Origin of the sequence: Hanamia caeni (assembly GCF_003721595.1) — a bacterium.
In the GTDB taxonomy this organism is placed as follows: Bacteria; Bacteroidota; Bacteroidia; order Chitinophagales; family Chitinophagaceae; genus Ginsengibacter; species Ginsengibacter caeni.
The window spans coordinates 414,686-440,869 of sequence record NZ_RJJR01000002.1 but is presented as its reverse complement, the minus strand read 5'-3'; the positions used below and the strand labels follow the sequence as shown (position 1 = coordinate 440,869).

Sequence of the window (26,184 nt, the reverse complement as noted above, 5' to 3'; positions counted from 1 at the left end):
ATTTATTCCACAATATTTAGATTTGTACCCGTTGCTTTTAAAGTAATTCTAAATGGCTATGGTTGTTTAAATATTTTTGCAATAGATAAATTTAAAAATTCTTGACGCAGTCGCAACAAATTCAATTTGAGCAGGTTTATTCATTCCTGACTCAAAAACTCGAAGCAGAATTACCCGCTTATCTTCATTATCATAATGTACAGCATACTAAAAATGTAATTTTAGCTGCTGAGCAATTGGCAAAGGCTGAAAAAATACAAGAGCCTGAACTTACGATCTTAAAAACCGCAGCTCTTTTTCATGATTGCGGCTTTTTGGAAACCTACAGCGACCATGAGGAAATATCCTGCGCAATGGCCAGGAAATGGCTTCCGCAATTTGGATACACAGAAAAAAATATAGATTGGATTTGCGAACTTATACTCACTACCAAATTGCCCCAGCAACCCAAAGACAAACTGGGAAAGATTCTTTGTGATGCAGACCTGTATTATATGGGAACCGACAGTTATTTTGTCACGGCAGATAAGCTATATAAAGAATTGCATGAAGCGGGAATAGTAAAAAACCGCGAAGAATGGAGCGAGGAAGAATTAAAATTTGTGGAGACGCATTCTTATTTTACTCATACTGCGCAAAGCAGGCTGGCAGCACGATTGAAACAAACTGCGGATCAATTACGGCGCAGGCTGGAAAAGAACGGCGGATCAAAAAGCTTCATTGAAATCAGCGCCTGGCTTAGCGATGCCATGTTTATTATTTCAGGCGTTTTGCTGGTCGCCTTTTCTTTGAAAGGATTTTTAATTCCGAATCATTTTTTTGATGGCGGTGTTACGGGCATCTCCTTATTAATAAGTGAACTATATCACTTTGATATTTCATTCGTAATTATCCTGGCCAATCTTCCTTTCATTATAATTTGCATTTATGCTATCAATTTCAACTATGCGCTTAAAACTTTTATTTGCATTTTGTTGTTAGGCTTTTGCCTTTATTTTTTTCCGCATTATTCAATTACTTCAGACAAATTACTGGTTTCAATTTTCGGAGGATTTTTTCTGGGTGCCGGAATTGGCTTAACCATGAGAGCTGGCTGCGCTATTGACGGAATTGAAATTCTTGCGTTGTATACCTGGAAAAAAACAAGCTTTACCATCACCGAAATAATTTTTGCTATCAACATAATTATCTTTGGTGTGGCAGCTTTTGAATTTGGCATCCAGGTGGCATTATATTCCGTGCTTACCTATTTTGCTGCTACGCGCACGGTAGATTATGTGGTAGAAGGTCTTGAGGCTTATATTGGCGTTACCATTATTTCCGGCAAAAGCGAAATCATCAAAGACCGGCTGGTAAATGAAATGGGAAGAGGAATTACCATTTATAAAGGAGAGCGGGGATTCTTACCGGGCAAATTTGAAACACACTCTGACTGCGATATTATTTTTACTGTAATTACCCGGCTGGAAATCCGGAAACTTAAAAATCTCGTGAGTGAGATAGACCCCCGGTCTTTCGTTTTTGCAAGCACTATAAAAGAGGCCTCAGGGGGAATAATTAAAAGAAGGCATGTTCATTAAATCAGTAAACGAACATTATTCAACAATTCTTAATTTGGCATAATTCAACATAATTTTCTTCTCGCCATTGTGTTCAAACTTAACGGTGGCTATCGGGTTATGCGCGGCGCCTTCCAATTTCAACACCTCGCCAAAGCCAAATTTCTGGTGCTCAATTCTCTGGCCAGTTTGCAAATGGCTTGTGTCGCTGGGAGCAAAATCCGGTGAAGGAATGTGTTCTTTTATTTTAATTACCGGTGTAGACACCATATAAGCCGGTTTCTCAGATTTAGTCTCCCTCTGTTGGCTTCCAGCAGATGATTTTGACCTGTCAAAAGCATTCCAGTAATTGTTACTTTGATTAATGCGTGCATTTCCGCCAGCAAAAGATTTATCCAGCCTTTCCGGCGGCAATTCATCTATGAAACGGCTTGGTTCATTTTGGGTAAGATTGCCAAAACGATACCGATTGTTGGCATACGTAAGCCACAGCCTATGTTTAGCTCGTGTAATAGCCACATAAAAAAGTCGCCTTTCTTCCTCAAGCTCTTCACGGGTGTTGATGGCCATTGCATTTGGAAATAAGGTTTCTTCGAGACCTCCTACAAATACTACGGGAAATTCAAGCCCTTTGGCTGCATGAATGGTCATCAATTTCACTACATCGCTTTCCCCTTTATCGTCATCAGCGTCAGTGAGCAAAGTAATCTGTTGTAAATAGCTTCCCAGGCTTTTATCAAGCAATTCACCATCATCAGTTGGCGTTTCGGTGTATTCTTTAATTGAGTTCAATAATTCCTGTAAATTTTCGTAGCGTGCTAACCCTTCCGTAGTTTTATCATTAAATAGCTCTTTTACTATGCCGGTATTTTTTCCCACCAAAACTGCCAGGTCATAAGCATTTTTCTTTTGCAATTCGCTCTGAAACATTTTTATCATCACCACAAAATTGGTGATAGTTTCAAGAGTAGATGCCCTATAACCGAACGCAGCAGCGTTTTCCAGCACATTCCACATCGAAACATTTTCCTGGTTTGCATAAAGAATCGCCCGTTCAACCGAAGTTTTGCCGATGCCTCTTGCCGGATAATTAATAATTCTTTTCAAAGCCTCTTCATCACCCGGATTAACAATTACGCGCAGGTAGCTTAAAAAATCTTTTATTTCTTTTCGTTGGTAAAAACTAATGCCACCATAAATCCGATAAGCGATATTCATTCTTCGAAGGCTTTCTTCAAAGCTGCGGCTTTGCGCATTTGTTCTGTATAAAATAGCAAAATCAGCATTGCGAAAATGATTCCTTAGTTTTTGTTCCTGGATAGCATCAGCAACATATTTGCCTTCATCATTATCTGTGGCAGTCCTTACCAGGTTTATTTTTTCGCCTTCAATATTGCTTGTCCAGAGTTTTTTAGGAATCTGGCCCTTATTGTTGGCAATAATGTGATTAGCCACATGAAGAATATTTTGAGAGCTGCGGTAATTTTGTTCGAGCATTACCACTTTTACTTCATCATAATCCTTTCGGAATTGTAAAATATTTTCAATAGTAGCGCCACGGAAACTATAAATGCTTTGCGCGTCATCGCCCACTACCGCAACGTTTTCGTGCATGGCACCCAACAACTTTATAATTTGATATTGAGCCGTATTGGTATCCTGGTATTCATCAATCATGATGTATCTAAACTTGCGCTGGTATTTACTCAGGCTTTCCGGATGGGTTTTCAAAAGCTGGTAAAATTTCAGCAGCAAATCATCAAAATCCATCGCTCCATTTTTGAAACAGCGATTGCAATAAGCCATATAAATTTGCCCAATCATCGGCCGGTTGGCTCTCATATCTTCCTGTTGCAGCGAAAAATCGTTGACATATTCTTCAGGCGTTATAAGGCTGTTTTTTGCTCCGGAAATGCGGTTGTAAACGGTATTGGGTTTGTAATGTTTTTCATCAAGATTCAGTTCTTTCACTACCGTTTTCACAACGCTTTTCGCATCGTCTGTATCATAAATGGTAAAATTGCGCGGATAGCCCAATTTATCGGCTTCCGCCCTCAGAATCCTTGCAAAAACAGAATGGAAAGTGCCAATGTATAAATTACGCGCTTCATTGTTCCCAAGTATATGGGCCACTCTTTCTTTCATTTCCGCTGCCGCCTTGTTGGTAAAGGTGAGCGCTAATATCTGGAAGGCATCCACACCGGTAGCCATCAGGTGCGCAATCCTTGTAGTTAAAACTTTGGTTTTGCCGCTGCCGGCTCCGGCCACTATCATAATGGGGCCATCACGATGAAGTACCGCTTCACGTTGCGAATCATTCAATCCGGATAAATATTCCTGCATGTTTGCAAATTTACGAAAAGAGGTTTGGAGGAAAGAGTGCGGTGGAAAAATACTGAATCGTCAGGCTACAGTTTTCCAAATTTTATAAGCAGCTATTTTTCAAAGCGAGGTATTCTAAATTCTGGAAAAACTTTTTGTACAAAAAAAATCTGAATTATTTGTTTATTTACCGTCGCCGCGCTGTGGGATTAAAAACAATAATCTTCTTTTTTCTGTAAAAATTATCTTCTTTTCTGTTTTTAATTTTACTTTTACCGCGTTCTAAAAATTGATGATTAAATAAGTTTGAAAAATGGTTGATGTAATTCTCGGGCTCCAGTGGGGCGATGAAGGGAAAGGAAAAATTGTTGATTATTTCGCGCCTCATTATGATATCGTAGCCCGGTTCCAGGGCGGCCCAAATGCCGGCCATACCTTATATGTCAGGGATAAAAAAATAGTACTTCACCAGATTCCTTCCGGAATTTTTCATGAAAATAAAATAAACCTTATAGGAAGCGGCGTGGTGCTGGATGTGGTTACGCTAAAAAAAGAATGCGAATCCGTAGCAGCATTTGGAATAGATTACCGGCAATCTTTATATATCAGCGAAAGAACGCACCTGATTTTACCAACGCATCGCGCACTTGACAGGGCGAGCGAAGCAGCCAAAGGGCATGAAAAAATTGGCTCGACATTAAAAGGTATCAGCCCCGCGTATATGGACAAAACCGGAAGAAATGGCCTGAGGGTAGGCGATATACTTTCCGGTGATTTTCGGAATAAATATGACACATTAAGAAAGAAGCATGAGCAATTGTTGCAAAATTTCTCTTTTGAAGAAGATATTTCTGCAGATGAAGAAGCTTTCTTCGAATCCATTGAGTTTCTAAAAACCCTGAAAATTGTCAATGGAGAATATTTCATAAATGAAAAAATTCAATCCGGCAAAACCGTACTGGCAGAAGGCGCCCAGGGAAGCATGCTGGATGTTGATTTCGGCACATTTCCCTTTGTAACCTCAAGTAATACCATTACAGCAGGCGTTTGCAGCGGCCTCGGTATTGCTCCGCAAAAAATCAAAGATGTAATTGGCATTACAAAAGCCTATTGCACGCGCGTAGGAAGCGGGCCTTTTCCTACAGAACTTCACGATGAAACGGGCGAATTGATTCGACAAAAAGGACATGAATTTGGCAGTACTACCGGAAGGCCCAGAAGATGTGGCTGGATAGATTTGGTGGCACTCAATTTTGCTTGTATGATTAATGGTGTTACGCAGTTAGCAATGACAAAAGCAGATGTGCTTGATACCCTGGATGTTTTAAAGCTTTGTAATAAATATTTAATCAACGGACAGGAAACATCCCAGGTTCCGTTTCAAATGGAAGGTTTCAACGTCAAACCGGAATATAAAGAATTCAGCGGCTGGAAATTAGATATCACCCAAATAAAGGCCTATAAAGATTTACCTTCCCAAATGGATTCTTATATTAATTATATCAATTCAGTGCTTGGCGTTCCCGTAAAATATATTTCAAACGGGCCCGGCACAGACCAGTTAATTGTAGCGGAATGATGAGATTATTTTTTAAAAAATGTTTTATTATTTTTGGTTAATTGAAAATGATATTGAAAATTTACATTAAAATCCTTGGAAAATTATGAAAGCAAAATCTGAAAAGGAAAATAAGATTCCAACGCCAAAAGCCTCCAAAAGTGCCTCTAAATCTTCTCCTAAAAAGGCGTCACAAAAGGAAGAGGATGATGATGATGACGATTTTGATGATGAAGATGAAACACAAAAAAAGAAAGGAAAAACTTCTTCAAAAAAGAAATCTGACGATGATGAGGATGACGATGATGTAGAGGTGGAAGATGATTGGGAAAAGACTGATGAAGATGAGGACTTTGATCCTGATTTTGAAGAATTTGATATCCCAAAATCAAAAGGGAAAAAATCATCTAAAAAAAGCAAAGACGACGATTTTGATGTGGAAGATGATTTTAAATCACTCGATTTGTTTGATGATAATGACGACATTTTTGATGATGACGATGATTTTTAGATCAACTTTCCGCCATTAAAATAACTCATTTATATACCTTCTCTGATATTCAATTTTCAGACATAAAAAAATTACTTTTCCTGCCGGGAAAGTAATTTTTTTACTTCATCCATCCGTTAATTCGAATTGTTGATTCTGAAAGAATTTAAGCTGATTTTTGGCGAATAAAAAAATAAAGAATTTCCTTGTTTACCGGGAAAAGTTTGATTTTACATCCTGTAAAAGTTGCGTTACGCTTTCATTTAAAATTTCGAACTTTTTCGACTTAAATATCTCCATCTTTTCTGAAGGCAACTGCAATTTATAGCTTGAGCCCGTTGAAAGAACGTGGTTGAAACCCGGATTATAATGATCAAAATCTTCCTGGCTCATTGAAATATTTTTAGCGATTATTTCCGATTTATATCTTCCCGCAACTTCCAGTGCTACTGACCCGATCTTTTCTGCTTCGGTAAGATTAGCTGTAAACCGGCTGCTGTCTAATACTGAAAGATCTGAATAATTAAAATTTGAATTTGCTACATTTCCATCGGTATTGCCTGTTTCCATAACATAATGTGTAGCAATAAATTTTTTAACATGGTTTCGCGATTCTTCAGGCAGATTATATTGCAAATCCCAAAAATTGCGGCTTCCGGTTTTTTTTATCGCGTTGAAAACACGGCCTTCGCCGCCATTATAAGCAGCGATTACCAGCAGCCAATCCTTAAGATCTTTGTATAAAGAAAGAAGATATTTTGCCGCCGCATTTGTGCTTTTAAAATAATCGGTGCGGTCATCTTCATTTTGATTAACTATAAGACCATAATCCCTTGCTGTGTAAGGCATAAATTGCCACGGCCCGCGGGCTCCTTTTATTGACAGGGCGGTAGATTTTAAATCACTTTCAATAACGGCTAAATATTTTAATTCTCTTGGCAAGCCATACTGGCTAAGGATTCTATCAATCAGATTGAAATAAGTGACGCCTGTTTTTTTAAGTTGCAGTAAATAGCCCTGGTGCGATTGCAAATAATCCTGCATATAAGTTTCTGCATTGGGGTTTACCTGTGAAGAATAGGGGATCGAAGAATTGTAAGAATAATTTTTAAAAAGGTCCTTGAAGCCATATTTCGTCACGTTGGCGAGGTAATCTACCTTATCTTTTTTCACATTGTCTTTTGAAGCTATCACTTCAGTAATAACTTTATTTTCCGTAGTGGTATCAACCGCAGGTTTTGGCAAAACCGTATCCGTTAAAACTGGTGAAGCATCGGTATTGCCTGCTTTCACAACGAAGGGCTGAAGCATTAACAGTAGAAAAACTAAAACCAATGCGATTTTTTTCACGAAGAATAACGTTTGTAATTTTTTAAAGTGCTTTTAGAGAATTGTAACAATCTTGCCTCATCATGTTTATTAGCAAGTAGCTGAACACCGAAAGGCATCCCGTTTGAATGCCTGAACAAAGGCAGCGAAACTCCCGGAATACCGGTTAAATTTGCATATACGGTAAAGATATCCGCTAAATAGGCTGCTATAGGATCTTTTTCCATTTTTCCTGCTTCAAATGCAGTAGAAGGAACCGTAGGTAAAATAATGAAATCATACTCGTTAAAAATATTTTTTGTTCTGCCTGTTAGCATATTTCTAACTTGCTGCGCTTTTGTAAAATACGCATCATAATACCCTTCACTCAGAACAAAAGTACCCAGCATGATGCGTTTTTTCACTTCTTTACCAAATCCTTTGCCTCTGTTTCGTTTATAAAAAACAGCAAGATCTTCAACTTCATTACTGTCACGAAATCCATATCTTACGCCGTCGTATCTTGATAAATTGGAAGACGCTTCTGCTGTGGTAAGAATATAATAAGCCGGAACAATATAATCTAACAGCTCAAAATCTATTTCCTGAACTTCACATCCTTCATTTCTGAGGGCGCCAGCCAGTTCGTAAATAGATTTTTTAATCTCCGGATCAAGACTTTCATGCTGCATTGCATTTTTAAATAAGGCAATGCGAGGCTTTTTCAAATTATGTGTGTTATCGCCAGGCAAAATAAAATTTGCATTTATTTGTTGATTTACTGTGCTGTCGAATTCATCGGGGCCGCTTATTACTTCCAAAACTGCTTCTATGTCCTGGATATTATTTGCAAATACTCCTATCTGGTCAAAAGAGGAGGCGTAGGCAATAAGGCCAAATCTTGAGATGGTTCCATAGGAGGGTTTCATTCCCACAATTCCGCAAAAATCCGCAGGTTGTCTTACTGAGCCACCAGTATCGCTGCCAAGGCTCACCATGCACAATCCTGCCTGCACTGCTACGGCAGAACCGCCGCTGGATCCGCCTGAAACTTTGGATTCGTCGAGCGCATTTTTCACCCGGCCATATACAGAGTTTTCATTGGTATTGCCCATTGCAAATTCATCACAATTGCAGCTTCCTATAATAATTGCATCTTCGTTTAATAATTTATTTACGCACGTGGCATTATAAATTGAAGAAAAATTTTGGAGAATTTTTGATGAGGCAGTGAGTTTGTGATCTTTATGAGCAATTACATCTTTTATCGTAATTACCACGCCATGCAGCTTGCCTGTTTTTTTGCCCGATTTTCGTTTTTTATCCAGGACATGGGCGCGTTGTAATGACTCAGATTCATAAAAATCTACGATGGCATTCAGCTTATTCGATTTAATCTTTTCCAAATAGTATTCTACAATATCAATACAGTTTATCGTTCCGGAGTTTAATTGATTTTGAAGAGTTTGAATATCCTGGTATGAAAACAATTGAATAATTTTTTAATTAAAAAAGGTTCAGATGTTCATCCATACAGATGCGCATCTCAACCCTTCATTTGAAAATAATAATGCTATTTTATTTAACAGATTCCGTTTCCTTCACAACTTCTCTTTGCGCAGCCTCAGCGCGTTTATCTTTTTCCTTCATTCCTTCATCCAATTCCTTTTTCACGCTTTCTTTCGCATCGTTAAATTCTCTTACGCCTCTTCCTATTCCTCTCATGAGATCAGGAATTTTTCTACCGCCAAAAAATAATAAAACGACCAGCAGAATTAATATCCACTCAGTGCCGCCTGGCATAGAAAATAAAAATTCAGGTTTGAAAAATAATAGAGTCATTGTTTTGAGTTTGAATACAAAGATAAGGGAATAATTTTCTCAGCCATAAACCATCAAGTTAAAATGCCAGCTAAATATTACTTTAAATATTTGCCGCATTTGGCCTTACCATTGGCGGCTTCATAAGGTGTAATGCCACGTGCACAGGAGAAAATCAACAAGGAAAAAATAATGAGAATCCAAAGATTTCTTTTCATGAATCTGTAAAAAGGTTAGGTCAAATTTTTCCGTAGGCAAAAATTAAGCATACAAGTATAAAATAAAAAAAACCGGGAATGAAATATTTCCCGGTCTTTTTATTCTTTTGTATTTTTATTTAATTCTTTTTTCCTTTATCCTGGCACTTTTGCCACTTCTTTCACGAAGGAAATACAATTTAGAGCGGCGAACTTTACCTACTTTATGCAGCTTAATACTTTCAATGCTGGGAGAAAATACAGGGAAAAGGCGCTCTACGCCAACTCCATCGCTTATTTTTCTAACAGTAAAGGTAGCAGTACCGCCTTCGCCCTGGCGTTTTACCACATCGCCTTTAAAGCTTTGAATCCTTTCTTTATTGCCTTCTACAATTTTATAGTTAACGGTAATGTTATCACCGGCTTTAAATTTTGGAAAATCCTTCTTTGTCGTTAATTGGTCGTGAACAAATGCAACTGCATTCATGGCTTTCTAATTTTAGGAGTGCAAATGTAAGGCAATTTTTGTAAAACTTAGCAAGAAAAGATATATTATTACTAATTTTCAGGCTTTTAAAGTAAAACTTATTTTTCTTCCTAACGTGCAACATTCACAGCCCTTTTCTCGCGGATTACAGTAACCTTAATCTGCCCCGGATACACCATTTCAGTTTGAATTTTTTGAGCTATTTCAAAGCTTAATTTATCGCTTTCGCTGTCTGTAACTTTTTCTGATTCAACTATAACTCTTAGCTCTCTGCCTGCCTGAATTGCGTAAGCTTTTTCAACGCCCTGATAAGCTAATGCCAGATTTTCAAGATCTTTAATTCTTTGCAGGTATTGCTGCATTATTTCACGCCTTGCGCCGGGCCGCGCACCACTCATAGAGTCACATGCCTGCACTACGGGCGATATCACGTATTCCATTTCTACTTCATCATGATGGGCTCCGATTGCATTGCACACTGCTGGATTTTCTCCATATTTTTCCGCCAGCTTCATTCCCAAAAGCGCGTGGCTTAATTCAGTTTCTTCGTCCGGAACTTTTCCGATATCATGCAGTAATCCAGCCCGTTTGGCCAGTTTGGCGTTCATTCCCAATTCTGCCGCCATTATCCCACAAAGGTTTGCTACTTCGCGGCTGTGCATTAATAAGTTTTGTCCATAAGAAGATCTGAAGCGCATTTTACCGACTATTCTTACCAGCTCTTTATGAAGTCCATGAATGCCTAATTCAATAACAGTTCGTTCGCCAATTTCCATAATCTGATCCTCAATTTGTTTCCGGGTTTTTTCAACCACCTCTTCTATACGCGCGGGGTGAATTCTTCCATCAGCCACCAACCTTTGCAGGGATAGCCTTGCAATTTCACGGCGCAGTGGATCAAAACAGGATAAGATAATAGCTTCAGGCGTATCATCCACGATGAGATCTACGCCTGTGGCAGCTTCTATCGCGCGAATATTTCTGCCCTCGCGGCCTATAATTGATCCTTTTATTTCATCGCTTTCCAAATTGAATACTGTAATAGCATTTTCAATAGCCTGTTCTGAGGCAGTTCGCTGAATAGTTTGGATGATAATTTTTCTTGCTTCCTTATTAGCCTTGAGTTTTGCCTCATCTACTATCTCCTGCTGGATGCTTAGCGCCTGGGAGTTTGCTTCATTTTTAAGTGTTTCAATTAATTGAGATTTAGCCTCCTCAGCTGTTAGGCCCGAAACTTTTTCAAGCCTTTTTATATGCTCCTCCTGGTGTTTTTCAAGCTCGTTTCGTTTAATATTAACCACTTCAATCTGGCGGTTGAGGTTTTGTTTAATAACCTCATTTTCCTTGATTATTTTTTCAAGATTTTGGTCTTTTTGATTCAGGGATTGTTCTTTTTGTTTTATCCTGTTTTCCGCATCGCTTAACTTTTGATTTCGTTGACTTACCGTCTTTTCATGCTCCTCTTTCAACTGAACAAAATGCTCTTTTGCTTCCAGTTGTTTTTCTTTTTTTAACGTTTCGGCTTTTGACTGTGCATCCGAGATAATTTGTTGAGCCTGGTTTTGCGCGTTTTCTAAGACTTGTTTTGTGTTTTTTGCGAATATGATTTTTCCCAGTAGAATGCCAATAATTAGTGCGATAGCTCCTACTATTATGGGGAGAAGTTGTTCCATTGTTTTTTAAAAATTTTAAGTCTGTTCATAATCTGATTCCTCTTTAATTCCCTAATTAGATACTAATTTGGTTATAAACGAAGATAATAAATTGTAAAAAAGAAATGATGGTAATTAATCTGTTATATCGAAACAGGTGAAAATTGAAAAAGGCAAAAAGCCTTCAATACTAAAGTTATAATAGAAAAATTTGAAGAAATACTACGGCTTATATTTCTTGATTATAACCGATGCGTTGTGGCCTCCAAAACCGAAAGTATTACTCAATGCTGCATTTACTTCTCTTTCCTGCGCTTTATTGAAGGTGAAATTAAGCTTAGGATCAAAAGCCGGATCATCGGTAAAATGATTGATAGTTGGAGGAATTACGTTTTTAGTGACTGCGAGAATACAAGCCAGCGCTTCTATAACACCGGCGGCGCCCAGACAATGGCCCGTCATAGATTTGGTAGAACTGATATTTAAATTATGAGCGCTTTCTCCAAATACTTCCAAAATTGCTTTTGTTTCAGCAATATCTCCCAAGGGAGTAGAGGTGCCGTGAACATTAATATAATCAATATCGTCAGGCTGCATACCTGCATCTGCCAAAGCAATACGCATTACGTTTTTTGCGCCAAGGCCATCAGGATGCGGCGCTGTAATATGATAGGCATCGGCTGTAGCGCCCCCACCTGCAATTTCACAATAAATTTTTGCGCCCCTTGCGAGCGCATGTTCTAATTCTTCAAGCACTAATATTCCTGCAGCCTCTCCCATTACAAAGCCATCGCGGTCTTTATCGAAGGGCCTTGAAGCAGTTTTGGGATCATCATTTCTTTCGCTGAGCGCTTTCATCGCATTAAAGCCACCCACGCCCGATTCAGAAATAACTGCCTCGCTTCCACCCGTTAAAATGATATCTGCTTTTCCCAATCTTATATTATCAAATGCGTCGATCATAGCATTGGTGCTGCTTGCGCAAGCGCTGACGACGGCAAAGTTGGGACCGCGAAAACCATATCGCATTGAAATTTGTCCGGCTGCGATATCCAATATCATTTTTGGAATAAAGAAAGGATTGAAGCGGGGGGTACCATCTCCGCGGGCAAATTCCATTACATCATCCTGGAAGGTGGTAATACCGCCTATGCCACTGGCGAATATAACACCAACTCTGTCCGGGTCTGTGTTATCTTTTGAAATGCCTGCATCTTTAACAGCTTCGTCGCTGGCGATTAAAGCAAATTGTGTGAAACGGTCTAATTTCCTGGCTTCTTTTCTATCGAGGTATTCAGTGGGTTCAAAATTTTTAACTTCACAGGCAAACCTGGTTTTAAATTTTGAGCAATCAAATTGCTGAATATAATCAGCGCCGGAAACACCTTTAGCCAAACCTTCCCAATATTCAGAAACGTTTTTTCCTAAAGGTGTTATGGCTCCCAATCCGGTTACTACTACTCTTTTTAATTCCATAAGCTTACCTGCAAAGTTAAAAGATGTGATTACTTAGCATGCTCTTCAAGGTATGCTACTGCCTGCCCTACGGTGGTAATGGTTTCCGCTTGTTCATCCGGAATAGAAATATTAAATTCTTTTTCGAATTCCATGATGAGTTCAACGGTGTCCAAACTGTCGGCACCTAAATCGTTGGTGAAGGATGCTTCAGTAGTTACTTCAGCTTCGTCAACTCCCAATTTGTCAACAATGATTTTTTTAACTCTTGTTGCAACGTCTTGCATGATTGTAAAGTTTAGTTAATATGCCCACAAAAATATACTTTTTGTAATAAAAAAAAATAATAACTATTTCCGCCAAAAATGCACTTGTAAACATTTATGTCTTATAACAATAATTTCCTATTCCGTTATAAATGAATTCGTTTCAAAAAAAGTTTTATACTGATTTTCTACCAAATATTTTTTGCCGAATTGTTTGAAAAAGATTTTCATCAGTTCATTAATTCGTATTTATCTCAACAATAAATCTTGTATTTTTATTCATCATTTAAACAAGAATTTTTTTATGCCTATTAAACAAATAGATTATGGCACTGCAGAATATGACCAAATGGTTAACCTCAGATATGAAATTTTGCGTAAGCCATTAAGACTTTCGTTTGATAAGGAAGAGCTTGAAAAAGAAAAGGATGATATACTTATTGCAGCTTTTGAAGAAGACAAAATACTGGGGTGTTGTTTATTAAAAAAAATCGATAACAACACGGTGAGACTTCGTCAAATGGCTGTGGCAAATAACTTACAAGGGAAGGGTATCGGCGCAAGCATGATGTATTTTGCTGAAAATGTGGCGCGCGATGCCGGCTTTAAAAAAATCAGAATGCATGCAAGGAAAACTGCTATAGGATTTTATGAAAAACTTGGATACACTGTTATGGGAAATGAATTTTTAGAAGTTTCAATTCCCCACTTTTTAATGGAAAAGAAATTACGGCTTATTGATTAAAGAACTGTCCGGCCTGTCACGACATATCTTTAAGACATTCAAATTAATTTTCATTTCCCATCAGGCTGCATTAATAAACATTTTACATCAATTTGTAAACTGCGCGAGCGGCATTGACAGCAAAGCAATAAATTTAATAGTTTCTTGTTTTGGTAACACCCTTGATAAATTTTAATTTCCTTTTAATTTTTGCGATAGAAAGAAATATGGCACCCTTAATTGTTTTATTTGGATTGGCTTTAATTGTTGTGTTTTTTATATTGTATAAAAGGCCCGTAAAAAAAGTTATCCTCCCTGAAAATTATAAAGACCTTTTGCTAAACCATGTTTCTTATTATCAAAATCTGACTGAGAAAAGCAAATTGCACTTTGAGGAAAAGATAAAAGATTTTTTAAGTTACATACGAATTGATGGCGTAGATACAAACGTGGAAGACCTTGATATACTGCTTGTAGCCTGCAGCGCTGTCATTCCTGTTTTTGGTTTTAAAAGCTGGAAATATTACAATCTAAAGAATGTTTTGCTTTATCCTGCAATGTTTAACCGTGAAAAATTTCTTGCTTCGGGTTATGAAAAAAATACACTTGGCATGATTGGTACAGGCCCGATGCAAAGAGTAATGATTTTGTCTAAACCTGCGCTCCGGGACGGTTTCCTGAACAAATTGTCCACCTCAAATACCGGAATTCATGAATTTGTTCATTTACTGGATAAAGAAGACGGTGAGGTAGATGGATTACCGGAAACACTGGTTGCACGGAAAAATAATTCAAAATGGCTTTCTTTAATAAATCAGAATATTGAAAAAATTACCCTTCAGCAATCTGATTTAAACCCCTATGGCGCATCAAATAAAGCTGAATTTTTCGCCGTTGCTTCTGAATATTTTTTCAATCAACCTGAGCTATTTTCACAAAATCATTTCGAGCTTTTCAAAATTTTATGTACAATTTACAATCAAAATCCAAGCCTGCGCCAGTAGTTGTTAGCGGTTAATATATATCTTTTCAATTTGCTGTTCTCCTTTATTGTTTGTTATCATTAAGACATACATTCCTTCAGCAATCCGCTTGGGGATATTTAAGGTATTGACATCAACACCATAAGTTTCAAACTCTTTTTTGAAAATTAGTTTTCCGGATAAATCTAAAATGCGTGCAATTATTTTATTACCGTTGCTAAAGTTGTCATTATTCCGAATATAAATTTTATCGTATGCCGGGTTCGGATAAATGATAATTGTTTTTAAATTAAATCTTACCATCACTACGGAAGAATAAGAAATTTGCCCCGATTTATCCACTTGTTTTAGCCTGTAATAATTATTGCCATCTTCCGGCAAATAGTCAATAAAGCTGTAGTCTTTTGATTGTGAATGAATGCCATTGGCTTTCACAGTTCCTATAGTTTGAAAATCAGTATTTCCCTTGCTTTTTTGGATTTCAAAATAATCATTATTTGCATCATTTGCAGTAATCCATGAAAGTATAGCGCTCTTATTATTTTGATTCTTGCCTGTGAAAGTAAGCAAATTTGAATCAAGGATTCCACTGATTTGCAAGGCAACATTCTCAACTACGGCGGTGTCCAGAACGCTGTTATTTTTGGTTGTATAAGCAATTCCAACATAAGGATTAGTACCGAGCGCCAAGGTTAATGAATCTAATTTAGTCCAATCGGCTCCATTCAGAGAATAAGAGAAAACGTATTTATTTCCCTTGTTATATACTCTTATCCAACAAGGAGCGCCTTCATTTGCCCAGTTTCCAAAATCAGTAACACCGATGTTTTGAGCAGTTCTTTGTTTAATAAAAATATACCCCGAAGGAACGAGGCTTACCATTACAAATGCAGAACCAGGATCAAGATTTTGACGAAACATGATTCCACATTTGGCAAACGGATCAGTGTTTTTGATTGAATTGATTTTAATAGTCAATTCGGTCTCATTTGTTATTACGGGCTGAAATAAATAATGAAAAGCATCTGCATTATTTCCAATATCATCGCCTGACGCCGTAATGCTAAATGTTCCATTATCAACACAAACATCTCCAGCGAAAGCCACGTATCCAATATCAGCGCTTTGCCACATGGGAGGCAAGGTGGCAGCACATTCAGATGCGGGTGGTGGATTAAGCCCATACACATTTAATTTATTGGAAAAGGTAGCCATATATACTTTTCCATTAGCAATTGTAGGAGGCACAAACTTTGGATGTTTACCAACTGAATCACGTTTGTTGTTCCAATTGCTATTCCACAATTCATGTGTAATATCCATAGCATCATATGCCTGTAAAGCGCCGGGGACAACCATTTGATTTGGATTGCCAGTAAGCGTTCGGTTTACCCATAAAATACCTGTTCCAGGCTTAGATCCATTTGAAGAAAGAGACAGAATGCCTCCTGGCATATACGTAGCAGGCAACATTGTGATTCCATACTTGGTATTTAGTGTATCGAATTTCATCTCGGTCCTGTTAAAAGGGATTTGTTGTAAAAACCCCCTTTCAGCCCATCCATAAATATATTCATTATTATAGATATCCTTATAATAAACAGGTGAGCCGTAGAGGTGGCGGGTGTTTGAAGTGCCTGCATCCCCAAAGTTCAGCCTTTGAATTACGTTTGAATTATCAGCTTTGAAACCGCCCATTTGAGTATTATCAATTACATACAGGCCCCCATCTTTACTTCCTGATAAGGATAAGTTCGTACCTGGTACCAGTAATGCACCGTTAATACCATAATCTCTATCGGCATCATTTAAATATTCATAATTAGAGGGAGTAAAAAAGTCAAGCACTTTTAATTCAGGTGAAAGTTTGAGAAGGCTCGAACCTCTGTTAGTTGTATCATTTGGATTGCCACCCAGGCCGGTTGTACCATTTCCTGTTGTAACATAAAGGTTGCCGTCATCATCTACAGACGGCGGTTGTCCGCTCATCCATATTCCGGCGAGACCGCCTTCAGGCGTTGCGTTATAAACATACTTTTGATGAAGATTAGTTGCACTATAACCCATTATCCAGCCATGATAGGGATACCAATCGCAATGGGATGCCCATGAAATATAAACTGTATTATTATATAGCAAAAGTCCTGGCCGCTGGTTTTGGGTCTGTGCATTAAAAGTAATATAGCCACCGACACTTCCATCGCCTGTCCCTGCAACAGTAGCAGTAATCAAAACGGGCCCTCCACACTTTTCTGCCCCAGTTTTTACATCAATCGCGTGCAAATATTGAACATAATCAGCGCTTGTTTTACTTTTGCTGCGTGCGACAACGTATAAGGTATTAGTTGCCGTATCTATTGCTGGAGTACCTACAATTCCCATATTGCCGCTAAAATCTGCGTAATTACCTCCACAGGCTCCGGTCATATCCGCTTTGTTTACCGGACGATAATTAGCCGGATCATAAGTTAAATCTACCTGCCAATATGGAGCGGTTGCACTTGCATCATCAGCATCAAAGGCATATAACGTATTATTCACCGTAGCAACAAATACAACATTATGAACTCCTCCCGCTATTGGCAGATTGCTTAAAACGAGTGGTTGTGCATAAATTTCATCATCCACATCCCGGGAAAAAATCTTTCCGAAATTACCTCCGCTTACATTGTCTGTCGCCAGGATAGTTTCTCTATTATTCCAGCCTGTTCTTTTTAAATCATTATGATTCATAATAACATCCGCCTGGCCATAAGTTTCTGTGTGCACAATGAGAAATGAAAATATACTCACAATTGTGCAATAAAGTTTCGGGAAATTAGTCTTCATTCACTTGTTTTCCTAAAGAGTTAAAAAAAATATTTTGGGGAGATCGGATTACATGGCGAGTTGGATGACTTATTTACACAACTCAAATATTATTTAGCTCAATTACATAGTCAGCATTAATAGCTAAAGCGTCAAAAGTACTAATTCTTTGATTATTATCCCCATATATCGACATAACAAGTGATAATAATCTCATAATTAATGCATATTTGAAAAGTAAGCAAGAAGAATTTCAATATATTGAAAGATATAAAATAAAAATAAGAGAAGCAAGTGCGATATCAGGTTTTATTCCCACCCAGTTGCCAGAACATCGGCAATATGGAGCGTGGTTAATGGAATTGATTTCTTTTTAATAATGCCTTCCAGGTGCATGAGGCAACTAAGATCAGTAGATATAATATGGCTTGCGCCTGTATTCATCGCATTTCCAATTTTCTGGTCAGCCATTGCAAGCGAAATTTCGGGAAATTTAACGGAAAAAGTTCCTCCAAATCCGCAACAAGTTTCACATTCAGGCATTTCAATTATTTCGAGCCCCCTCACTTTAGAAAGTAATTGCCGGGGGGCCTCTTTTATTTTGCATTCACGAAGAGCCGCGCAACTATCATGGTAAGTAGCTCTCACATTTAATTCTGCCCCATAATTATCAATTTGCAGTATTTGGGTCAAAAACTCTGTAAATTCAAACGTCCTTTCCGCCAGATTTTTTACCTGGTTATGTTGAGAAGAATTTTCAAAAAGGTTTGAATAATAGTTTCTTATAAAACCAACGCAAGAGGCCGAAGGCGCCACAATATAATCAGGGTCTTCAAAATCTTTAATAAATTTTGCTGCAACCGCTTTTGCATTCTCTAAAAATCCGGCATTAAAAGCCGGCTGTCCACAACAGGTCTGATTGGTATTATAACTTACGTCGCAACAAGCTTTCTCAAGTACTTTTACCATATTCATTGCCGTCTGAGGATAAAGCTGATCAACAAAACATGGTATAAATAATTGAACTTTCATAAGTAAGAATATTACGATTGCCAAAAAGTTCTATTTAGAATATTTTAAAGTAATCATTTTTAATGCAGTTAAGGCTGCTTCTTCGCCTTTGTTGCCATGAATGCCACCAGTCCTTTCATCAGCCTGCTGCTGGCTATCTACGGTAAGAACTCCGAAAATAGTAGGTACCGGCAAAAGCAAATTAAGTTGAAGAACGCCATCGGTTATTGCTTTGCACACATAATCAAAATGGGGAGTGCCTCCTTTAAGTACACAACCGAGCGCTATAAATGCCTGTGGTTTTTCAAACTTATTTTGGTAGGTATCCCAAAAATTCTTAATTGCAAATGGGATTTCGAATGCTCCCGGCACACTGATGATTCTATAATTCGTCATCTGGTATTTATCCAAAATGCTTTTGCACCCATCTACCAGTTTATTTACAATTTCCGGGTTCCATTGAGTGTGTATAATAACAATACAGGCATCCTTCGGAAGGATGCCTGTATCAATATCATAAAGATTTTGGTTGACTATTGCCATTATTAAATATGTTATTCTGAAAATTCTCCAAGCCTTGCAAGGTATCTGTCCACCTCTGCTGCCTTCGGCGATAACGGGTAACTTGTCTTTAATTTTTTGAATAAGCTTATGGCATCTTTTTGCTTGCCAATTGATTCAGCAAACAATGCGGCTCTAAAAAGAAATTCAGATGAGGTATAAGTATCCTTGTCGTTTACATTGGCAGCCTTTTGATAATAATCAAGAGCATCCTCATTTTTATTTAATTCAGCGCTCGCATCTCCCATCATTCCCAGTGCACGGCTTTTTATCTGATCTGCCCCATTGGCATCAAAATCTTTCAGAAATTTAATGGATTTGGCATACTGGCCCAACTGCAAATAGCAGGCACCGGCATAATATTCACAAAGATTAGCGGCAGGAGTGCCTGAATATTGATTAATAATCCTCAAAGCACCGGGGTTAGTGCCATCGCCATTTAAAACTTTTGTCGCCAACAATATCTTTGCAGAATCGGTAGCACCCGTAAATTCATTAAAATACTTTTGGGTAACGAAAACTACTTTATCGGCCTTTTCCTGCTTAGGAACTTTAAACATGTATTTGTAGATCATCCAGCCAATAAAGAATATTATGATTGCTGAACCGATATAAGTAACGGGCTTGCTGTAAACAGCCCAAAAACCACGGACTTTATCAACTACATCTACCTCATGTGTGTGTGCTTTTTTCGCAGCCATTTAAATCTTCTATTTAATTTTTTTGGAAAATATTAATCAGTAATGAAAGGATAATCTTCTTCAGCATATACATCTTTGTATATTTCATTGTCATCAGGATAAGGGCTTTCATCGGCAAATTGAACGGCTTCGGCTACCTCATTTTTTACCCTCTCGCTTATTTGATCAATTTCTTCATCAGTAACGCCAAAATTTTCCTGCAATTTGATTTTGGTGGTTTCAATAGGGTCTTTCAGCTTATATTCTTCCATTTCCTCTTTGCTTCTATACTTAGCCGGATCACTCATGCTGTGGCCCTTATAGCGGTAAGTCTTTATCTCAAGCAAAGTAGGTCCACCTTTTTCGCGGGCTCTTTTCACTGCTCTGGATACAGCCTCGTGAACCGTTTCAGGAATCATGCCATCCACCTGGTCCCCCGGCATTTCATAAGCGTCGGCCAATTTGTAAATATCCAGCACATTAGAAGTACGCGCTACTGAAGTTCCCATGGCATAGTTATTATTTTCGCAAATAAAAACTACCGGCAACTGCCACAACATAGCAAGGTTAAAAGTTTCATGCAAAATTCCCTGGCGCGCAGCTCCATCACCAAAAAAGCAAAGAACCACATTTTCAGTATCGAGGTATTTTTCAGCAAAAGCCAGGCCTGCACCGGTGCCAATTTGAGCGCCCACAATTCCATGACCGCCAAAAAAACCGTGCTTAACTCCAAAAAAGTGCATGCTTCCACCTTTTCCCTTGCTGCATCCCGTAGCTTTACCGTATAGTTCGGCCATACATTCTTTGGCGGTAACTCCTTTCGCAATGGCAAGTCCATGATCCCGATAGGCAGTGATAAACTTATCTTCAGGCGTTGTGGCGGTCATGCAACCGGCAGCAACAGCCTCCTGACCTATATAAAGATGACAAAAGCCGCGAATTTTCTGCATTCCGTACATTTGGCCTGCTTTTTCTTCAAAGCGGCGAATCAGGAGCATTAGCTCGTACCAGTATAAATAAGTTTCTTTAGAAAACTTTGTAGCCAAGATTTTTAAATTTAGGTCGCAAAGATAATGGAAAACAAGATAATTTGTTATCGCAAAATAGAATATACAGATAGGCCAATGTGTGGTTTGGCCGCTTTTGAGATAAGCTTGATATAGCAAACCAATAAATAACTTTTTTTTATATTTCGGAGCTTTATTACCAATACTTAAGCGAAATTTTAGATTTGTCTTTAAAATCCTTTTTCGTTTTTTTAACCGGGAAAAGGGAAATATTACATTTGCTCCATGAAAATTGATGAGATTTATGAAATTTACAAACGGTTTCCTAATGTGCAAACCGACTCAAGAAAGCTGCGAAAGGGTGAGATATTCTTTGCGCTGAAAGGCCCAAATTTTAATGGAAATCAATTTACGAAAAGCGCACTGGAACTTGGGGCTTCCTATGTAGTAGCAGATGAATTTCAATTTGAAGATGAAAGGATTATCCTTGTAGAGGATGCATTGAACGCGCTGCAGCAATTGGCAAAATTTCACCGCGAACAATTTGATATTCCATTTATTGCCATCACGGGAAGCAACGGAAAAACCACCACCAAAGAATTAATTCATGAAGTGCTTGCTACCAGTTATAAAACCTACACAACAGTTGGAAACCTGAATAATCAAATTGGAATTCCACTTACCATTTTAAAAATAAAACGGGATGCCGAAATGGCGGTCATCGAAATGGGTGCCAACCATCTTCATGAAATTGCTTCCTATTGTGAATACGCCAAACCTGGTTTTGGATTAATAACTAATATCGGTAAGGCGCATCTTGAAGGATTTGGCGGAGCAGAAAATGTAAAAAAAGGCAAAGGCGAACTTTTTGATTATCTCAGGTTGCATGGCGGAACTGCCTTTGTAAATACAGATGACCCTGCTGTTTTTGACCTGGGCAAAAAGCTGGAAAATGCCATTTATTATGGCAGCATCGGCGGCAATATTAATGGACAAATTTTGGAAACTGACCCTTTTTTGAAAATAAAAATCAGGGGAAAAAGTTCGTTTACTATTCAATCGCAATTGGTAGGAAATTATAATCTGCCCAACCTGGTTGCGGCTTCATGCATTGGTGAATATTTTAATGTAACTGATGAGAATATAAAGAAAGCCATTGAAAATTACCGGCCTTCCAATAGCCGCTCGCAATTAATCACCAAAGATTCCAACACGATTATTTTAGACGCCTATAATGCGAACCCCGGCAGCATGAAAGCTGCAATAGAAAATTTTGCAAATATGAAAGGCGACAATAAAATTCTTATGTTGGGCAGCATGATGGAACTTGGCCAGGACAGTCAAAAAGAACACGAAGAAATCGTTTCCTTAATCGATAAATACAAATGGCATGCGGTAGTACTTGTTGGCAAACAGTTTAATGATATAAAACAATCTTATATCAATTTTGAAAATTCGCGACAGGCAAATGAATGGTTTAAAAACGAAAAGCCGCAAAACTCACAAATTCTTGTAAAAGGCTCGCGCAGCATGCAGATGGAAAAAGTTTTAGATTTCTAAAGGCAGTAAACTAATAAATAAACAGAATTTCTATTTAAAAAAAACACAGCAAGGCTATTTTGTTTTATCACCATTCGGCAACGCTTCCATCTTTATGTCGCCAAACAGGATTTTTCCAGTTATGGCTTTTCTTAGCCATTACTTTTACATATTCCTCATCAATTTCAATTCCAAGGCCAGGCCCGGATGGTATTTGTACATACCCATCTGCATATTGAAAAACAGATTTATCTTTTAAATAATCAAGCAGGTCACTTCCTTGGTTGTAATGAATACCAAGGCTTTGTTCCTGGATGAAAACATTGTGGCAGGTGGCATCTACGTGCAGGCAGGCAGCGAGCGCAATCGGGCCCAGCGGGCAATGAGGCGCGGCTGCAATATCGTAGGCCTCAGCCATCGAAATAATTTTCTTACATTCTGTAATGCCGCCTGCATGGGAAACGTCAGGCTGGATAATATCAACATAACCCTCTTTAAAAAGATTTTTAAAATCCCACCGGCTGAACATTCTTTCGCCGGTTGCAATTGGAATAGAAGTGTGTTGGGCAATTTCTTTTAAGGCTTCATTATTTTCCGGGAGCACGGGTTCTTCGATAAACATGGGATGGAATGGTTCCAATTCCTTCGCCAATACTTTTGCCATGGGTTTATGCACCCGTCCATGAAAATCTATGCCAATACCAAACGAACTTCCGCCTGTTTCTCTTGCAGTTGCCACTCTTTCCAGCGCACGTTCTATTTTTTCAAAAGAATCAATGTATTGCATTTCCTCGGTTGCATTCATCTTCACGGCAGTGAATCCATTAGCCATCGCCTCTTTTATTCCAACAGCAATCTCCGATGGCCTGTCGCCTCCTATCCACGAATAAATTTTCATTTTATCCCTTGCCTTGCCTCCCATTAATTCGTAGATTGGCGCGTTGTAATATTTCCCTTTTATATCCCAGAATGCCTGGTCGATACCTGATATAGCGCTCATTAAAACAGGGCCGCCGCGATAAAATCCACCGCGGTACAATGTGTTCCAATGGTCTTCTATGCGCAGCGGATCTTTACCAATTAAATATTGCATTAATTCTTCCACCGCCGCTTTAACGGTATAAGCCTTTCCTTCTACCACAGGTTCGCCCCAGCCTGCAATTCCTTCGTCAGTCAGGATTTGCAAAAAAAGCCAGCGCGGAGGTACCAGGTATAAATTGTAGTTTTTTATTTTCATAAAAAAGATTATTATTTTTCGTTGATAATGTCAACAAATTGCCGGGCTCTTGCGGTAAGATTTTCAAGATAAAGCTCATTGATTTCTTCCATGTTATTGGCCAGCGAACTGCCGATACCATAAGCAGATGCCCCTGCAATTTTGTAAGCTTTAATATTTTCAAGCCCGATACCTCCTGTGGGCATCACCGGTATTTTACTCAAGGGCGCCAGGATACTTTTAATATATTCCGGGCTTTGAGAAGGAAAAATTTTAATTAAATCTGCCCCATATTCATAGCCGGTATAAATTTCAGAAGGCGTAAAAGCGCCGGGAATACTTACCACTGCATTATCCACCGCAGTTTTGATTACTTCCGTATCTGTAATAGGAGAAATTAAAAATTTTGCACCTGCATCTATGGCTTTTCGTGCATCCTTCACCGTTAGTACGGTGCCTGCCCCTATCTGCAGCTTATTTTCATATTTAATGGAAAGTGTTCGTATCAATTGCAAAGCATCTGCAGAATTGAGCGTTACTTCAACCAGGCGAATTCCACCTCCGTATAAGGCTTCTGCGATATTCGGGACGTCGTCTTTTTTAAAGCCGCGGAGTATGGCAACTATTTGGTGTTGCAGGATAGTATTTAAGATAGTCACCTTTATATCTGTCTTTTTTAGTTAATGGATTTTTATCAATATGCCAAAATCTTCTACATCATTATTGTAAATATTCAGGCCGAACCCGTTTTTTCTTTTACGATGGCATTCAAAAATTTTAGCCTGCTGAAAATTAAAATTCCTCCTATAAATGCCGACACTACGAGTATCAGGAAAAAAATCTTTTTATCAGTGAAGTCATTCCAAAAGCTGGTCATAACTCCGGCAAGTTTGCCCCCGATGGAAGTGGATAAAAACCAGCCGCCCATCAGCAATGCGGTGAGCCTGGCAGGTGCCAGCTTTGACACAAAGGACAAACCGATCGGACTTAAAAGTAGTTCGCTGATGGTAAATACAAAATAAGTTCCCCAAAGCCAATAGGGAGATGTTTTATCCTGGTAAACTGAAGCTACCGACATGATAGCAAATACCATCACCAGCGAAGAGCAGCCGGAAATAAACATTGCCAAACCAAATTTGGTAGCAGTCGTTGGTTCTTTATTTCTCCTGCGCAAATAACTAAATAGCATCACCAGCAAGGGCGTCAGAATAATGATAAATAACGGGTTAATAGATTGAAATAATTCAGTGTTAGCTAATTTTTCGCTGTGATTTGGCGGCCACTCGCTCTTCGGCACATTATTAAAATATGGATCAGGCCCCATCTCCTGAACAATCTTCGTCTTATTATCCACGATATTGCCATCTACCAGCTTTGAACTATACTCATTGTAAGGAGATGCAATCGCCGCATAATCTTTTACATCTACAAGGTGCTCATCAACTTTGTTTACCATGCGTGGCGTATCGCTTACGGTTTGCAAAAACCCAAGTGAACCTGCAATTTTTTCGGCAGTTGGCGACACAGTTCTGTCGGTATAATTTTGCGCCCACAAAGTAAGCGAAGTAGAATTTTGATTATAAATAGTCCAAAAAATAATTGAAATAAAAAATATAAAAAGTAAGGCGCCAATACCACGCTTGTCGGGGCCTTTGGCATTTATATAAAGTGAAATATAAAAGGCAATGATAGGAAGGCATGCGAAGATAAATGCATCATTGGATTTGCTGCCCAACAGGGTAGAACCAAAAACCATGGAAGGAACTATCCATCCAATAATGGCAGCAATTACGGCGGGCAAAAAAACGTAGCCCAATATTTTACCAATCGGCATATCTTCCGGCCGCTTTTCTTTCTTTATCTCTCCCACGCGCACCCGCTTTAGCGAGGTGGCCAGAACAATCATTCCTATCACAAGACCCACGCCGGCTGCGGCAAATGCATATCCCCAGCCATATTGATTTCTTAAATAAGCAGCCACAAAATTGCAAAAGAGCGCACCGATATTGATGCCCATATAAAAAATATTATAGGCGTTATCTTTTAATGGTTTCAGATCTTCACGGTTGTAAATATTTCCAAGAATCGTAGAAATGTTAGGTTTGAAAAAACCATTGCCCACGATAATTAACAGCAGCGAAACATAAAGCGCCGTATTTCCCGGCAGTGCAAGGCCAAAATATCCAAGCGCCATCAACGTTCCACCTAAAAAAATAGATTTAATATACCCCAGGTACCTGTCAGCAATCAAGCCACCGATAAAAGGCGTCAGATACACAAGCGCGATAAAGCTTCCCACCACATCAGCGCCCATTTTTTCAGTCATTCCTTTGCCGCCCGTTTTATCGTCAATCAAATAGAGCAATAAAATTCCTACCATCAGGTAATAAGCAAACCGTTCCCACATTTCCGTCATAAAAAGTACATAAAGCGCTTTCGGATGTTTTCCTTTTTTTTCTTCGGAAATATCGGCAGGAATTGTTGTGTCTTCCATACTGTGTTTGGTTTAAAATTATTTTTAATGAATTCTAAAGTACACA

Annotated in this window: 22 protein-coding genes; 6 read left to right on the top strand and 16 right to left on the bottom strand. The window is 38.6% G+C overall.

All coding sequences use genetic code 11. From position 1 onward, the window contains the following. Positions 1-101 precede the first annotated feature (101 nt). Entirely contained in the window at positions 102-1,580 is a 1,479-nt protein-coding gene (locus EFY79_RS05135) for a YitT family protein (RefSeq protein WP_123119601.1), read from the top strand. Positions 1,581-1,595: 15 nt separating this feature from the next. Here the strand turns inward: EFY79_RS05135 and EFY79_RS05130 are convergent, their stop codons facing one another. Then, positions 1,596-3,902, bottom strand: a complete 2,307-nt coding sequence (locus tag EFY79_RS05130; RefSeq protein WP_123119600.1) for an ATP-dependent helicase — start codon at positions 3,900-3,902, stop codon at positions 1,596-1,598. A 292-nt stretch (positions 3,903-4,194) separates the two neighbouring features. Here EFY79_RS05130 and EFY79_RS05125 point away from each other — a divergent pair, with 292 nt between their 5' ends. Continuing rightward, a complete protein-coding gene (locus EFY79_RS05125) occupies positions 4,195-5,460 on the top strand; it encodes an adenylosuccinate synthase (protein WP_123119599.1) in 1,266 nt (421 codons plus the stop codon). An 85-nt stretch (positions 5,461-5,545) separates the two neighbouring features. Next, positions 5,546-5,950, top strand: a complete 405-nt coding sequence (locus EFY79_RS21385; RefSeq protein WP_158605155.1) for a hypothetical protein — start codon at positions 5,546-5,548, stop codon at positions 5,948-5,950. A gap of 189 nt (positions 5,951-6,139) precedes the next feature. Here EFY79_RS21385 and EFY79_RS05115 read toward each other — a convergent pair whose 3' ends face one another. From EFY79_RS05115 to EFY79_RS05085, 7 genes are all read right to left on the bottom strand, one after another. Further along, positions 6,140-7,279: a lytic transglycosylase domain-containing protein gene (locus tag EFY79_RS05115; protein ID WP_148041856.1), complete on the bottom strand. Its 1,140-nt coding sequence runs from the start codon at positions 7,277-7,279 to the stop codon at positions 6,140-6,142. Further along, the gene (gene gatA / locus EFY79_RS05110) at positions 7,276-8,727 is read right to left on the bottom strand and encodes an Asp-tRNA(Asn)/Glu-tRNA(Gln) amidotransferase subunit GatA (protein ID WP_199727441.1); all 1,452 of its coding nucleotides are present in this window, start codon (positions 8,725-8,727) and stop codon (positions 7,276-7,278) included. Before gatA ends, EFY79_RS05115 begins: the two co-directional genes overlap by 4 nt. 88 nt (positions 8,728-8,815) lie before the next feature. After that, the gene (locus EFY79_RS05105; RefSeq protein ID WP_233577922.1) at positions 8,816-9,079 is read right to left on the bottom strand and encodes a Sec-independent protein translocase subunit TatA/TatB; all 264 of its coding nucleotides are present in this window, start codon (positions 9,077-9,079) and stop codon (positions 8,816-8,818) included. Positions 9,080-9,391: 312 nt separating this feature from the next. Next, positions 9,392-9,742, bottom strand: coding sequence for a 50S ribosomal protein L19 (gene rplS, locus EFY79_RS05100; RefSeq protein WP_123119597.1), 351 nt, complete (start codon positions 9,740-9,742; stop codon positions 9,392-9,394). Positions 9,743-9,852: 110 nt separating this feature from the next. Beyond that, a complete protein-coding gene (gene rny / locus EFY79_RS05095) occupies positions 9,853-11,415 on the bottom strand; it encodes a ribonuclease Y (protein WP_123119596.1) in 1,563 nt (520 codons plus the stop codon). A gap of 201 nt (positions 11,416-11,616) precedes the next feature. Next, positions 11,617-12,870, bottom strand: a complete 1,254-nt coding sequence (gene fabF / locus EFY79_RS05090) for a beta-ketoacyl-ACP synthase II (protein WP_123119595.1) — start codon at positions 12,868-12,870, stop codon at positions 11,617-11,619. Between the two features lie 29 nt (positions 12,871-12,899). Then, a complete protein-coding gene (locus EFY79_RS05085; protein WP_123119594.1) occupies positions 12,900-13,136 on the bottom strand; it encodes an acyl carrier protein in 237 nt (78 codons plus the stop codon). Between the two features lie 283 nt (positions 13,137-13,419). Here EFY79_RS05085 and EFY79_RS05080 point away from each other — a divergent pair, with 283 nt between their 5' ends. Further along, the gene (locus EFY79_RS05080; RefSeq protein WP_123119774.1) at positions 13,420-13,860 is read left to right on the top strand and encodes a GNAT family N-acetyltransferase; all 441 of its coding nucleotides are present in this window, start codon (positions 13,420-13,422) and stop codon (positions 13,858-13,860) included. 206 nt (positions 13,861-14,066) lie between these two features. After that, positions 14,067-14,843 (top strand): M90 family metallopeptidase, encoded by a 777-nt coding sequence (locus tag EFY79_RS05070; RefSeq protein WP_123119773.1) that lies wholly within the window; start codon positions 14,067-14,069, stop codon positions 14,841-14,843. 3 nt (positions 14,844-14,846) lie between these two features. On the opposite strand, the gene EFY79_RS05065 is transcribed toward EFY79_RS05070, so the two are convergent. From EFY79_RS05065 to pdhA, 5 genes are all read right to left on the bottom strand, one after another. Next, the gene (locus EFY79_RS05065; protein WP_123119592.1) at positions 14,847-17,651 is read right to left on the bottom strand and encodes a T9SS type A sorting domain-containing protein; all 2,805 of its coding nucleotides are present in this window, start codon (positions 17,649-17,651) and stop codon (positions 14,847-14,849) included. A gap of 288 nt (positions 17,652-17,939) precedes the next feature. Further along, positions 17,940-18,662 carry a (Fe-S)-binding protein gene (locus EFY79_RS05060; RefSeq protein ID WP_123119591.1) on the bottom strand — a complete coding sequence of 241 codons (723 nt, stop codon included), beginning with the start codon at positions 18,660-18,662 and terminating at the stop codon, positions 17,940-17,942. A gap of 30 nt (positions 18,663-18,692) precedes the next feature. After that, positions 18,693-19,184, bottom strand: coding sequence for a 6,7-dimethyl-8-ribityllumazine synthase (gene ribH / locus EFY79_RS05055; RefSeq protein WP_123119590.1), 492 nt, complete (start codon positions 19,182-19,184; stop codon positions 18,693-18,695). 11 nt (positions 19,185-19,195) lie between these two features. Further along, a complete protein-coding gene (locus tag EFY79_RS05050) occupies positions 19,196-19,903 on the bottom strand; it encodes a tetratricopeptide repeat protein (protein ID WP_123119589.1) in 708 nt (235 codons plus the stop codon). Positions 19,904-19,935: 32 nt separating this feature from the next. After that, positions 19,936-20,928 (bottom strand): pyruvate dehydrogenase (acetyl-transferring) E1 component subunit alpha, encoded by a 993-nt coding sequence (pdhA, locus tag EFY79_RS05045; RefSeq protein WP_123119588.1) that lies wholly within the window; start codon positions 20,926-20,928, stop codon positions 19,936-19,938. 246 nt (positions 20,929-21,174) lie between these two features. Here pdhA and EFY79_RS05040 point away from each other — a divergent pair, with 246 nt between their 5' ends. Beyond that, positions 21,175-22,449: a UDP-N-acetylmuramoyl-tripeptide--D-alanyl-D-alanine ligase gene (locus EFY79_RS05040; RefSeq protein ID WP_123119587.1), complete on the top strand. Its 1,275-nt coding sequence runs from the start codon at positions 21,175-21,177 to the stop codon at positions 22,447-22,449. Between the two features lie 67 nt (positions 22,450-22,516). On the opposite strand, the gene dgoD is transcribed toward EFY79_RS05040, so the two are convergent. The 3 genes from dgoD to EFY79_RS05025 form a co-directional block, all read right to left on the bottom strand. Continuing rightward, positions 22,517-23,665 (bottom strand): galactonate dehydratase, encoded by a 1,149-nt coding sequence (dgoD, locus tag EFY79_RS05035; protein ID WP_123119586.1) that lies wholly within the window; start codon positions 23,663-23,665, stop codon positions 22,517-22,519. Between the two features lie 11 nt (positions 23,666-23,676). Beyond that, a complete protein-coding gene (locus EFY79_RS05030) occupies positions 23,677-24,303 on the bottom strand; it encodes a bifunctional 4-hydroxy-2-oxoglutarate aldolase/2-dehydro-3-deoxy-phosphogluconate aldolase (RefSeq protein WP_123119585.1) in 627 nt (208 codons plus the stop codon). A 74-nt stretch (positions 24,304-24,377) separates the two neighbouring features. Next, positions 24,378-26,138 carry a peptide MFS transporter gene (locus EFY79_RS05025; RefSeq protein WP_123119584.1) on the bottom strand — a complete coding sequence of 587 codons (1,761 nt, stop codon included), beginning with the start codon at positions 26,136-26,138 and terminating at the stop codon, positions 24,378-24,380. Positions 26,139-26,184 lie beyond the last annotated feature (46 nt).

Excerpts from the sequence above, each read along its gene's own strand:
- dgoD (WP_123119586.1), bottom strand. The coding sequence starts at position 23,665 with ATGAAAATAAAAAACTACAATTTATACCTGGTACCTCCGCGCTGGCTT.
- rplS (WP_123119597.1), bottom strand. The coding sequence starts at position 9,742 with ATGAATGCAGTTGCATTTGTTCACGACCAATTAACGACAAAGAAGGAT.
- EFY79_RS05105 (WP_233577922.1), bottom strand. The coding sequence starts at position 9,079 with ATGACTCTATTATTTTTCAAACCTGAATTTTTATTTTCTATGCCAGGC.
- EFY79_RS05040 (WP_123119587.1), top strand. The coding sequence starts at position 21,175 with ATGAAAATTGATGAGATTTATGAAATTTACAAACGGTTTCCTAATGTG.
- EFY79_RS05060 (WP_123119591.1), bottom strand. The coding sequence starts at position 18,662 with ATGAAAGTTCAATTATTTATACCATGTTTTGTTGATCAGCTTTATCCT.
- EFY79_RS05125 (WP_123119599.1), top strand. The coding sequence starts at position 4,195 with ATGGTTGATGTAATTCTCGGGCTCCAGTGGGGCGATGAAGGGAAAGGA.
- ribH (WP_123119590.1), bottom strand. The coding sequence starts at position 19,184 with ATGGCAATAGTCAACCAAAATCTTTATGATATTGATACAGGCATCCTT.
- EFY79_RS21385 (WP_158605155.1), top strand. The coding sequence starts at position 5,546 with ATGAAAGCAAAATCTGAAAAGGAAAATAAGATTCCAACGCCAAAAGCC.
- EFY79_RS05085 (WP_123119594.1), bottom strand. The coding sequence starts at position 13,136 with ATGCAAGACGTTGCAACAAGAGTTAAAAAAATCATTGTTGACAAATTG.
- fabF (WP_123119595.1), bottom strand. The coding sequence starts at position 12,870 with ATGGAATTAAAAAGAGTAGTAGTAACCGGATTGGGAGCCATAACACCT.
- rny (WP_123119596.1), bottom strand. The coding sequence starts at position 11,415 with ATGGAACAACTTCTCCCCATAATAGTAGGAGCTATCGCACTAATTATT.
- EFY79_RS05050 (WP_123119589.1), bottom strand. The coding sequence starts at position 19,903 with ATGGCTGCGAAAAAAGCACACACACATGAGGTAGATGTAGTTGATAAA.
- EFY79_RS05065 (WP_123119592.1), bottom strand. The coding sequence starts at position 17,651 with ATGAAGACTAATTTCCCGAAACTTTATTGCACAATTGTGAGTATATTT.
- EFY79_RS05025 (WP_123119584.1), bottom strand. The coding sequence starts at position 26,138 with ATGGAAGACACAACAATTCCTGCCGATATTTCCGAAGAAAAAAAAGGA.
- EFY79_RS05130 (WP_123119600.1), bottom strand. The coding sequence starts at position 3,902 with ATGCAGGAATATTTATCCGGATTGAATGATTCGCAACGTGAAGCGGTA.
- EFY79_RS05070 (WP_123119773.1), top strand. The coding sequence starts at position 14,067 with ATGGCACCCTTAATTGTTTTATTTGGATTGGCTTTAATTGTTGTGTTT.
- EFY79_RS05080 (WP_123119774.1), top strand. The coding sequence starts at position 13,420 with ATGCCTATTAAACAAATAGATTATGGCACTGCAGAATATGACCAAATG.